This window comes from Nocardia seriolae NBRC 15557 (genome assembly GCF_007990715.1).
Taxonomy (GTDB): Bacteria; Actinomycetota; Actinomycetes; order Mycobacteriales; family Mycobacteriaceae; genus Nocardia; species Nocardia seriolae.
The window spans coordinates 112,705-123,647 of record NZ_BJWY01000003.1; the positions used below are offsets into that span (position 1 = coordinate 112,705).

General features: G+C 70.1%; 12 protein-coding genes. 7 read left to right on the forward strand and 5 right to left on the reverse strand.

Features of this window, described 5'->3' with window-relative positions:
* The first annotated feature begins 14 nt into the window (after positions 1–14).
* Genes NS2_RS01630 through NS2_RS01640 form a run of 3 tightly spaced genes read left to right on the forward strand, consistent with a single transcriptional unit; the run spans position 15 to position 2,396 of the window.
* Entirely contained in the window at positions 15–767 is a 753-nt protein-coding gene (locus NS2_RS01630; protein ID WP_033085166.1) for a LamB/YcsF family protein, read from the forward strand.
* 16 nt (positions 768–783) lie between these two features.
* On the forward strand, positions 784–1,536 hold the full coding sequence (locus NS2_RS01635; protein ID WP_081985537.1) for a 5-oxoprolinase subunit B family protein: 753 nt from the start codon (positions 784–786) through the stop codon (positions 1,534–1,536).
* A complete protein-coding gene (locus tag NS2_RS01640) occupies positions 1,533–2,396 on the forward strand; it encodes a 5-oxoprolinase subunit C family protein (RefSeq protein ID WP_147207053.1) in 864 nt (287 codons plus the stop codon). Before NS2_RS01635 ends, NS2_RS01640 begins: the two co-directional genes overlap by 4 nt.
* A gap of 18 nt (positions 2,397–2,414) precedes the next feature.
* Here NS2_RS01640 and NS2_RS01645 read toward each other — a convergent pair whose 3' ends face one another.
* The 4 genes from NS2_RS01645 to NS2_RS01660 form a co-directional block, all read right to left on the reverse strand.
* Positions 2,415–4,031: a glycoside hydrolase family 183 protein gene (locus tag NS2_RS01645; RefSeq protein WP_409340096.1), complete on the reverse strand. Its 1,617-nt coding sequence runs from the start codon at positions 4,029–4,031 to the stop codon at positions 2,415–2,417.
* A 155-nt stretch (positions 4,032–4,186) separates the two neighbouring features.
* Positions 4,187–5,689 (reverse strand): glycoside hydrolase family 183 protein, encoded by a 1,503-nt coding sequence (locus tag NS2_RS01650; RefSeq protein ID WP_045435933.1) that lies wholly within the window; start codon positions 5,687–5,689, stop codon positions 4,187–4,189.
* Positions 5,690–5,730: 41 nt separating this feature from the next.
* The gene (locus NS2_RS01655) at positions 5,731–7,056 is read right to left on the reverse strand and encodes an MFS transporter (protein WP_033085164.1); all 1,326 of its coding nucleotides are present in this window, start codon (positions 7,054–7,056) and stop codon (positions 5,731–5,733) included.
* Positions 7,053–7,517 (reverse strand): NUDIX hydrolase, encoded by a 465-nt coding sequence (locus NS2_RS01660; RefSeq protein WP_033085163.1) that lies wholly within the window; start codon positions 7,515–7,517, stop codon positions 7,053–7,055. Before NS2_RS01660 ends, NS2_RS01655 begins: the two co-directional genes overlap by 4 nt.
* A gap of 281 nt (positions 7,518–7,798) precedes the next feature.
* On the opposite strand from NS2_RS01660, the gene NS2_RS01665 reads away from it, so the two are divergent.
* Together NS2_RS01665 and NS2_RS01670 are read left to right on the forward strand one after the other, a co-directional pair.
* Positions 7,799–8,572, forward strand: coding sequence for a pirin family protein (locus NS2_RS01665; RefSeq protein ID WP_033085162.1), 774 nt, complete (start codon positions 7,799–7,801; stop codon positions 8,570–8,572).
* A gap of 9 nt (positions 8,573–8,581) precedes the next feature.
* A complete protein-coding gene (locus tag NS2_RS01670) occupies positions 8,582–9,082 on the forward strand; it encodes a DUF4190 domain-containing protein (RefSeq protein WP_033085161.1) in 501 nt (166 codons plus the stop codon).
* A gap of 10 nt (positions 9,083–9,092) precedes the next feature.
* Here NS2_RS01670 and NS2_RS01675 read toward each other — a convergent pair whose 3' ends face one another.
* Positions 9,093–9,566: a hypothetical protein gene (locus NS2_RS01675; RefSeq protein WP_033085160.1), complete on the reverse strand. Its 474-nt coding sequence runs from the start codon at positions 9,564–9,566 to the stop codon at positions 9,093–9,095.
* A gap of 90 nt (positions 9,567–9,656) precedes the next feature.
* Between NS2_RS01675 and NS2_RS01680 the strand changes: the two genes are divergently transcribed.
* Both NS2_RS01680 and NS2_RS01685 read left to right on the forward strand, forming a co-directional pair.
* The gene (locus NS2_RS01680) at positions 9,657–10,508 is read left to right on the forward strand and encodes a Scr1 family TA system antitoxin-like transcriptional regulator (RefSeq protein ID WP_147207054.1); all 852 of its coding nucleotides are present in this window, start codon (positions 9,657–9,659) and stop codon (positions 10,506–10,508) included.
* Between the two features lie 31 nt (positions 10,509–10,539).
* Positions 10,540–10,938, forward strand: a complete 399-nt coding sequence (locus NS2_RS01685; protein WP_033085241.1) for a DUF397 domain-containing protein — start codon at positions 10,540–10,542, stop codon at positions 10,936–10,938.
* The last annotated feature ends 5 nt before the right edge of the window (positions 10,939–10,943 follow it).

The window sequence follows — 10,943 nt, forward strand, 5'->3', positions numbered from 1 at the left end:
GCTGGAGGACGTATATGACGCTGGATCTGAACAGCGACCTCGGCGAGGGCTTCGGCGACTACGCGCTGGCCGATGACGCCGCCATGCTCGATGTGGTCACCAGCGCCAATATCGCCTGCGGCTTCCATGCCGGAGACCCGGCCATCATGCGCCGCACCTGCGCGCTGGCCGTCGAGAAGGGCGTCCGCATCGGCGCGCACGTCGGGCACCGCGACCTATCGGGTTTCGGCCGCCGGGCCATCGCCATCACTCCGGCCGACCTGCGTGACGAGACGCTGTATCAGATCGGCGCCCTGGACGGCTTCGCCCGCGCCGCCGGTGACCGGGTGCGCTACGTGAAACCCCATGGCGCGCTGTATCACCAGGCCGCCGCCGACCCCGCGCTGGCGGACGCGATCGTGGCGGCCATGCGCGAACTGGGCGCCGAGCTGATGCTGCTCGGTCCCGCGGCCACCGCACTGGAGCGGGCCGCGGTCGCCGCCGGAATCCAGTTCATCGGTGAGGGTTTCGCCGATCGCGCTTACACGCCCGAGGGACTGCTGGCCCCGCGCGGGCTGCCCGGCGCGGTGCTCGGCGCGGATGCGGCGGTGGCGCAGGCGCTCTCGATCGCCCACGCCGGCAAGGCCGTCGGCGTGGACGGCGGCCAGGTGGCGGTGTCGGCGGTCAGTATCTGCGTGCACGGCGACACCCCCGCGGCGGTCGAGATGGCGCGCCGGATCCGGGCCGCCCTCGACGAATCCGGCACGCCCGTCCGGGCTTTCACCTGATCGCGGGTGCACGGACATGACCGATCCGAGACCATTCGACACCTCCGCGGGGCAATCCGATTTCACCGGCGAGGTGCGGGCGGCCGGTGATCTCGCGCTGCTGGTGATTCCGCCGTTGCGCGCCATGATCGCCGACCTGGTGTCGGCACTGCGCACCCGGCCCGCCGGGGTGGTGGATGTGCTGCCCGCCGCGGAGACCGTCCTGGTGATCCTGGCCTCTCCGGCCGCGGCCGAGTCGGTGCGAAAACAGTTGCGGGAATTGCTCACTCGTCTCGACGAGCGGGCCCGGGTCGGCGCGGGCGATCGCCGTCTGCCCGGGTGGCGGCCGGATCGGGGCGACCGTCCGGTCGACGCGGTGGGCGGGAACGGGCTGCCGGGCGAACCGCTGCTGATCCCGGTCCGCTACGACGGCGCGGATCTGGCGGCGGTGGCCCGGCTGCTCGGGCTCACCGTGGACGAGGTGATCGCCCTGCACACCGGCACCGTATGGCGATGCGCCTTCGCGGGTTTCGCGCCCGGCTTCGGCTATCTGGAATCCTCGGACGGCCGGTTGACGGTGCCGCGCCGCACGCAGTCCCGCACCTCGATCCCGGCGGGCGCGGTGGCTCTGGCGGGCGGCTATTCGGCCGTCTACCCGCGCAGCAGCCCGGGCGGCTGGCAGTTGATCGGCACCACCGCACTCGCCATGTGGGATGTCGATCGGGAGCCGCCCGCCCTGGTTCGGGCCGGCGCCCGGGTCCGGTTCGTCGAGGTGGGGGTGCGGTCATGACCGGATTGCGGGTCGAGCGGGTGGGGCCGCTGGCCACCATTCAGGACCTGGGCCGCCCCGGCTGGTTCGAATCCGGCGTCGGCACCGCCGGGGCCGCGGATCGGGCCTCGCTGCGGCTGGCCAATCGCCTGGTCGGGAATCCGGAGGGCGCGGCCGGTATCGAGGTGCTGCTGGGCGGTCTGGAACTGCTGGCGGTGCGGCACGTGACGGTGGCGGTCACCGGCGCGTCGTCCCCCGTCACCGTGGACGGCCGCCCGATGGGCCCGGCCAGCGTGCTGGAAGTGGAAGAGGGGCAACGACTCCGGCTGGGCTACGCGAATACCGGCCTGCGCACCTATGTGGCGGTGCGCGGCGGCATCGAGGTGCCGCCGGTGCTGGGTTCCCGTAGCCGCGACACGCTGTCCGGCATCGGCCCGGACCCCTTGCGCCCGGGTGATGCGCTGCCGGTGGGCAAGCCGCCGCGCGGCTGGCCGATCGTGGATGTCTCGCCGGTGCCCGCCCTGGGCAACGAGTTGCTCACGGTGCGGGCCCTGCCGGGTCCGCGGGCCGACTGGTTCGCCGACGCCACCGCGCTTTTCGCCGGTGAGTGGACGGTGTCCGCGGACACCGATCGCATCGGCGCGCGCCTGGACCGGCGCAGCGGACCGCAATTGCGGCGCCGCGTTTCTAGTGAATTGCCCACGGAGGGTATGGCATTGGGTTCGGTGCAGGTGCCGCCCAGCGGGCAGCCGGTGGTGTTCCTGGCCGATCATCCGATCACCGGCGGCTATCCGGTGATCGCGGTGGTGGTGGACGCCGACGTGGATACGGTCGCGCAGGCCCGGCCGGGGCAGGCGCTGCGCTTCCGCAGGATCGAATGACGTGCTGTCACACAGCCATTACTTCAGGGCCGCGTGCATGAGATAGACGTTGTAGGTGTTCCACGCGGACATGGTGAAGTACAGGTCCTTCCCCGTCGACCACGGATGGATGTATCCGCCGTAGGTACTCGGGTAATCGTCGGTGTCGACCAGCGTGACCGGATCGCTCCACGCCCCTTGCGGTTCGGCGGCGGTGCGCAGCGCGATGGCGTGGTGGTCCAGGTCCAGATAGACCATCTGCCACTGCCGGGTCGACTCGTCGTAGCGCACCGACAGTTCCCCGGCCGTCCCGGAAAGCACCGGTGTGGCGAACAATTCGTCGGGCCCGACGGCGGGCACCCAGGTGCCGTTGATCCAGTACTGGTAGGCGGACTTGTTGAGCACCTGGTCGGTGGACACCCGCGCCAGCCCGATGGTCCCGAACCGGCCGTTGGGCGTGCCGAACATGTAGACGTACCCGTCGTGCGGCGCCATGCCCATGACCTGGAACCGCCCCAGCCCGAAGACGTTGTCCCAGCGCGCCCATTCGGATTTGGTCCAGGTGCTGCCGCCGTCGTCGGACCAGGCCAGGCCGCCCAGATTGGTCCACCACATGCCGGGCTTGTGGCGACTCCAGCGCGCCACCGACATGTAGGTCAGGTACTGCCGTCCGCCGAGGGCGAAGCCCGAGGTGGGGATGGTGGTGATCTCGAAATTGTCGACCTTGCGGCTGCCCAGGATCTCGGCCGCGTGGCAGCGGCTGTCCTGGACGAAGGTGTCGCGCGTGAGGCCCCGGGCCAGATCGCGATCGCTGCTGAAGGCGAGGGTGTTGCTGCGCCAATCCTGATCCCCGGTGCCCGCCGCGGGTGGCTCCCAGCCCTTGCCGAAGGTGTCGCCGAACGCGATCGCGATCTTGCCCGGCCGCGCCTCCCACATGATTCCGAGGTCGGTGCCGTCCACGGACCAGCGCATATCGGTGCGGTTGCGGGAGCCGTGCCCGGTCACCTGATTCACCAGCGTCAGCGAGTCGAGCTCGGCCGGGGCCACGGGCGCGGCGGCCGGGGCGGGCGCGAGGGGCTGTACGGCCGGGGCGGGCCGGGGCTGCGGTTCGGGCGGGTCGCCGCCCGGGACCGGAATCGGGACGGTCTCGGGGATCTGATCGAACTGCAGCTTGGGCAACGGGGGCAGCGGCAGCCCACCGGAACCGCCCTGGGCTTGCGGGGCGGGTGCCGGTTCGGGTTCGGTTTCGGGTGCGGGGGTGTCTTCGCCGGTACCCGGATCGCCAGAGGATGCCGCCTGGTCGCCGGGCGGGTCGGCCGGATCGTCCTCGGGCGCGGCGTTTTCGTCCCGCGGGCGCGGATCGTCGCGAATGTCCGGGCAGGGGTTGGCGCACGGGTCCGCGGGCAGCGGCGCGGGATCGATGCGGGTGTCGTCCTGCCGCGGACCCGGGACGGGGACCGGCGTGAATTGCGGGACCGGGACCTGGATGTGGATGGTGTCGTCGGGGGCGGGCGGCGGCGGTGGCGCCGGTGGCGGCAGGCTGGGATCGGGTTCGCGGGCCAGCGGATCGAATCCCGTTTCGCCGCAGGCGTTCACGGGCGGCGGCTCCCAGGGGGCGAGCGGGCTCGCGGTGGCCGGTGCGGCGGGCAGCAACATGATCGCGAGGACGGCCGCACCCGAGAATGCCAGGGCGGCAGTCGGTCTGGAGCGTGCCGTACGCATCCCTGCCACCGTAACCGCCGGACCGGCATCCGGGTAGCGATCTTGGCGTGTCGCTCCGGGGGTGTGATCGAGCCGATACCTCCGCGGCGCTAGTCGAGCGTCGCGTGCATGAGATAGACGTTGTAGCTGTTCCAAGCCGACACGGTGAAGTACAGGTCCTTCCCGGTGGACCAGGGATGCATGAACCCGCCGTAGGCGGTCGGATAGTCCTCGGTGCTCAGCAGCGGGACCGGATCCGACCAGGCCCCCTGGGGTTCGGCGGCGGTGCGCAGCACGATCTGCCCGCGCGTCACGTCCAGGTACACCAGCTGCCACTGCCCGGAGTCGCCGTCGTAGCGCACCGACAGCTCGCTGGCGGTGCCGGATACCAGTGGGGTGGCCAGCAATTCGTTGGCCCCGTCGGCCGCGACCCAACCGCCGTCGATCCAGTACTGGTAGGCCGACTTGTCGAGCACCCGATCGGCGGGCACCCGGGCCAGCCCGATGACGCCGAGGCGGCCGTTGGGTGTGCCGAACATGTAGACGTGGTCGCCGTGCGGCACCATGGTCGCGACCTGGAACCGCCCGGCCCCGAACAGGTTGTCCCAGCGCGCCCACTGCGATTTGGTCCAGGTGCGGCCGTTGTCGTCGGACCAGGCCAGGCCGCCGAGGTTGGTCCACCACAGGCCCGGGATCCGGCTCCCGTGGTTGACCGACATGTAGGTCAGGTACTGGCGGTCGCCGACGGCGAATCCGGAGGTGGGGATGGTGGTGGTCTCGAAGTTCTTGATCTTGCGGCTGTCCAGGATCTCCGCGGCGTGGCAGCGGCTGTTCTGCACGAAATCGTCGAGCACCAGGCCCTGCGACAGGTCGCGACCGCTGCTGTAGGCGATGGTGTTGCTGCGCCAATCCTGTTGGTCGGTGCCCGCCCCGCCCGGTTGCCAGCCCTTGCCGAAGGTGTCGCCGAACACGACCGCGACCTGCCCGGGCTTGGTCTCCCAGATGAGCCCTAGATCGGTGCCGTCGACCGACCAGCGGGTATCGGTCCGGTTCACCGATCCGTGCCCGGTCACCTGATTCACCAGCTCGACCGACTCCACCCGCCGCGGCGGCACCGGCGCGGACCGCGGCGCGGGCGCGGCCGGTCGCGGGTCCGGGACGGGCGCGGGCTGCGGTTCGGGCGGCTCGCCGCCGGGCACCGGGATCGGGATGGGTTCGGGCTCGGGCGTGATCTCGACCCGCGGCAGTGCCGCGCTCCCGCCGCCGGGCTGGGTCTCCGGTGTCGGGGTGGCGGCGTCCCGGACGTCCGGACACGGACTGGCACACGGATCCGACGGCAGCGCAACCGAATCGACGCGGGTGTTGTCGGGCCGCGGCCCGGGCACCGGCACCGTGACGATCCGCGGCACCGGGATCGGAATCTTGATGGTCGTATTCGATTGGGGCTGCGGGGCAGCCGGATCCGGCTGCCTGGCGACCGGATCGAATCCCGTTTCGCCGCAACTGTTCACCGGGGCCGGTGCCCACGGCCGCGTGGGCGCGGCCGCCGCGGGGACGGTGACCGCCCCGAGGGTGACGACGCCCGACAGAATCAGCAGGTATCGAAATCCCATGGGGCGCGGCTCTCCTCGCTCAAGATCGAATCGGCCCCACCTTACCGACGCCGGGAGTTCGCCGCGATGGCTACGATTCCGCCCGCGTAGACCGCCGCCCCGGCCGCCACCACCGCCGGTGAGCGCGCGTCCGCCGGAATGAGCAGAGCCGTCCCGGCCAGCGCCAGCACGAAGGTGATATTGAAGACGGTGTCCTGCAGGGCGAAGACCTGCCCGCGGTGGGCGTCGTCGATCTCCATCTGCATGGCCGCGTCGCCGGTCAGCTTGATCACCTGGCCCGCCAGGCCGAGCAGGAAAGCGGCTGCCAGCAACAGCAATTCGGCCCGGCGCTCGGTCTCGCCGGTGGCGATGGTGATGGGCGTGACCAGGCCCAGCTGCACCGCGATGGCGGCCACCAGGCAGGACACCACGGTGCGCGCCCGGCCCAGCCGGGGAATCAGGATCGGCGCGACGGCGGCCGCGGTCAGCATGCCCGCACCGGTCGCGGTGATGGCCGCGCTGAACTTGGCGAGGTGGGTGCCGACCGCGGCCTCGTCACCGCGCCGCAGGGCCAGCACCATGAGCAGGGTGTCCGCGCCGAACACGATGCGGTGCGCGCCGATTCCGAGGAAGGTGGTGGTCACCTCCCGTGACCGCCAGGCCGCGGTCGCCCCCTGGCGCAGCCCGGCGGCAATGGCCCGCACCGTATTCGGCTCGTCGATCGCCCGCTCGCGCTCGGGTCCCAGTGCGCGCGGCCGGAATCCGGCCACCGCCAGCCCGCCCGCCACCGACCCGGTGGCGCTCACGGCCGCGGCGACCGCCGCCGCGAAGTCACCCGCTCCGATCAGTCCGATGATCGAGAAGCCCAGGCCCGCGCCGACAATCGCGCACCCGGAGGCCACCGTCGCCAGCACCGAGTTCATCGGCACCAGCCAGCGCCGGGCCAGTACCCGGGGCAGCGCGGCGGCCACGCCCGCGCCGACGAAGCGGCTCACGCCGACCACCGCCAGCGCGCCCACCAGCAGCGGAGTGGCGCGCACCCCGGCCAGCAGCCCCGCCGCGGTGAGCAGGATGAACACCGCCCGCAGCAGATTGGCCACCAGCAGCACCGCGCGCCGGTCCCAGCGGTCCAGCAGCGCGCCCGCGTAGGGCCCGATGATCGAATACGGCAGCAGCAGCGCCGCGAAGCCGCCGGCGATGGCCAGCGGATCGGTCTGGCGTTCCGGATTGAACAGGATCGCCCCCGACAGCGCGGCCTGGAACATGCCGTCGCCGAACTGCCCGGCCAGCCGGACCGCGGACAACCGCAGGGTGCCGGGGTTTTCGCGCAGCCCGGCGCGGGCCGCCGCGAGCCGCTCGCGTAGTCGGGCCGGGCCGGTCGCGGTCACCGGGACGGGTGCGTGGTGACCAGCGCGAAGACGGCCGCGCGCATATCGTCGGCCATGGGCAGGTTGTCGACGGTGTCGGAGTCGATCCACTGGAAGCGGTCGTGCTCGGCCGGATCCAGCCGAATCTCGCCGCCCTCGGCCTCGACCACGAAGCTGTACTTGCGCACCCGGGACTTGGTGCGGGTGGCGTAGTCGAAGCCACCCAGCACATCGGTGATGCGCACTACCCGCAGCGCGGTCTCCTCGAACAGCTCGCGCGCCACGCAGTCGGCGAAGGACTCCCCCGGCTCCACGCCGCCGGGTAGTTCCCACATGCCCTGGTGCGAGCCCTCGACACGCCGCACCACCAGCAGCTTGCCGCCGCGGAAGACGGCCACGCCCACGACGAAGTGCGCGATCCCCTCGCTCTCGGCCTGCTGCCGGAGCTCGCGCTCGATGCCCGCGAGTACCTCGGGTCGCATCCCCCTGCTCTCCCTCTCGTTCCGCTTGCGGCACATCATGATACGGTCGCCGCCCGGAGCCCGCCGGGACGTGAGCGGGCCGGGGCCGCGCCGACGCATCCGGGCCGCTCAATCGCCGGGCATTTGCCCGAACCTACTATCCCGGGCGAATGGCCTGGTCGGCAGCGGGCGGAGTGAGCGTGCTCTCACGCTAGACTATTTACCTGGAGTTCAGCGCGAGGCCTGGATTGTGCCCCTACCCTGGAACCCGATCGGTGCTCGCCGGTGAGAGGAGTACGGCGGTGTCCACCCTCACGACACCACACATCGATGTCCATCGTGGCGGCGACCGCATGAAAACCCGTGTGGCGTGGCTGGATTCGAAACATTCGTTCTCGTTCGGAGAACATTACGATCCCGACAACACCCATCACGGCCTGCTGCTGGTGAACAATGAGGACATCGTCCTGCCCGGTGAGGGTTTCGAAACCCATCCGCATCGGGATATGGAAATCGTCACCTGGGTGCTGAGCGGCAGCCTGGTGCACCAGGATTCGCTGGGGCACAACGGCGTCATCTATCCCGGCCTGGCCCAGCGCATGAGCGCGGGCAGCGGCATTCTGCATTCGGAGAAGAACGATTCCTGGCGGCTGAGCGCCGCGGCCGAACATCAGGAGCCGGTGCATTTCGTTCAAATGTGGGTGGTGCCGGACGAATCCGGGCTGGACCCCGGCTACCAGCAGCTCGAGATCGACGACGAGCTGGCGGGCGGCGGCCTGGTGACGGTGGCTTCGGGGCTGCCGCGCTATCGCGACCGCACCGCCATCGCCATCGCCAGCAGCCACTCGGCGCTGCACGTGGCGCGGCTGCCGGGGGCGGCCGCCGAGATTCGCCTGCCGGAAGCTCCCTACCTGCACGTCTTCATTGCGCGCGGCGAGGTGGAGATGGAGGGGGCCGGCACCCTGTACGAGGGTGACGCGGTCCGGCTGGCCCGCAGCGGCGGTCAGCGTGTCACCGCGAACACGCCGTCGGAAATTCTGGTCTGGGAGATGCATGTCAGACTCGGCGGGCAATAGCATCGGACCATGAACCAGTACCCGCCGCCCGGACAGTACGGACAGCCCGACCCGGGTCAGTACCAGTCGGCACCGCCCGGAAGCTATCCGCCGCCCGGCGGTCCGCAGTACTGGACGGAATCGCCCAAGGGCAAGGGCATGGCCATTACCGCCCTGGTCTTCGGCATCATCGGCCTGATCACGTTCTTCACCATCTTCGGCGGCGTCCTCGCCGGACTGGTCGGACTGGTGCTGGGTGTGATCGCCATGGTGCGGGCGCGCCGCGGCTCCGCGGGCGGGTTCGGCATGGCGCTCGCGGGCGCGATCACCGGGGCGCTCGGGTTGATCGGTGGCTTGCTGTTCGGGCTGTTCGCGTGGGTCGTCTTCAAGGATTCGGGCGGTAGCGATCTGCTCGACTGCCTCAGCAAGGCGGGCAACGACCAGGCCAAGATCCAGCAGTGCCAGGACGAGTTCAACAAGCGCGTGGACGACCGGTTCGGCGTGACCATCACGCCCATGCCGACTCGCTGATCGGAGCGGCCTACCCGCTGACCGGGCGGCATTCGCGGGTGGCCGCGAGCACGTCGGCCAGTTCGGGCCGAAAGTCCCCCTCGGGCGGGTGAATCCACGCCCGATAGCCGTTGTGCTCATCCGACGGCGAGGGCAGCACGATATTGCTGCCGGGCAGTGCTACGGAGGCGCAATCGCGGAAAAGGTCGGAGAACAAGGTCATATCGAGGTACGAGTCGTCCATCGGGCCGGTGAGAAAGGTCCAGCGCCCCGAGCGCGGGTGAGCGATGATCGGACCGCACCGCTGCTGTGCGCTCAGCCGGTCGCGGACGCGCCGTCCCAGGTCGGCGGGCATGGTCACGGCTCCGACGGCCCCGACCTCCAACATGATTCGGCCCAGCGCCGAGTCCACCACCCCGTAGAGACCGTGCTCCTTGCGGTAGCGGCGGCAGCGGGCCAGCGCTTCCTGGGTGGCGGTATATGAGGACGGGTCCAGCGCGCTCATGGCGAACCTCCTGCTACCGACCCTAAGCCCGGGCAATCGGTATGACAATAGTCACACGCCCGCGAGTTGCCCGGCGTAGCATCACGGGTCATGGCTCCCGTCTCGCCCACCGTCGCGCGGTGGGAACTGGTCCTGCGGCTGCGTGAACTGCGTGAGCAACGCGGCTTCGATTCGGCGACCTTCGCCAAGCGCGTCGGCTTCACCGCGGCCAACTGGTCGCACGTGGAGAAGGGCCGGCGCGTGCTCACCGCCACCACCATCGGGCCGGTGCTGGAGCTGCTCGAGGTGGAGGGCGAGGAGCGCGAGGAACTGCTGGAACTGCTGGTGCTGAGCAAGGAGCGCGGCTGGTGGGCCAAGTCCGCGGCGCTCATCGGGCCGGAGCTGCAACGGTATTACGGCATGGAGCTGGGCGCGGAGAGCATTCGCAGCTATGACAGCCTGGTGGTGCCGGGCCTGTTGCAGACCGAGGACTACGCGCGGGCGCTCATCAGCGCCGACGTCATGATCCGGCCGGTACAGGTGGAACAGCTTGTGGCCGTGCGTTTGCGGCGGCAGGAGCGATTACGCGGCGAAGATCGGGTGGAGCTCACCGCGGTGATCGGCGAGGCCACGCTCCTGCAACAGATCGGCGGCCCGAAAGTATTGCGCGGGCAACTCGAGCATCTGGCAACACTGCTGGACGAGCTGGATTCTATTTCGGTGCGGGTGATTCCGTTCACCGCGACCCGAGGCGCACTGCTGGGCGGGTCGAGTTTTCATCTGCTGGATTTCGCTTCCGAAAATCTGCCCACCTTCACCTGGGTGGAGAGCGCGGTTTTCGGTGGGGCGGTGGAGGATCCGGAGCAGATTCGCGATCTGCGGTTCGCATTTGTGCGTGCCCTCGACCAATCTCTCGGTCGCGCAGAATCTTTGGAGCTCATCAAACGCTATTCGCAAGGGTAGGAGACGCATGCGTGACGGTAAAATGCTGCCCATGCTTACCACCGCGAAGTACCACCCGGAATCCACCGGTTGGTTCACGTCGTCTCGTACCAATAACGGAAATCAGTGCGTGGAGGTTCGATTCGACGGTGATGCGGTGCTCATCCGCGACAGCAAGTACCGGCGCAATCCGGAACATCGCCTTGACGACGAGCCCATCATCACCGTCACAGCCGCAGAATGGATGATATTCCTGGCCGTTGTGCTGGGCCGCCATATCCACCGCACCGCGCTCATCGCCGACCCGGCCCTGAGCGCGGAGACCGGTGCCGACGGCCACACCTCCCTCACCCACCGAGAGATCACCCTCGTCTACACCCCTGGCGAATGGGATGCCTTCGTCGCCGGGGTCCGGGACGGGGAATTCGACCGGGTGCCGATTTCTGCCTAGTGTCG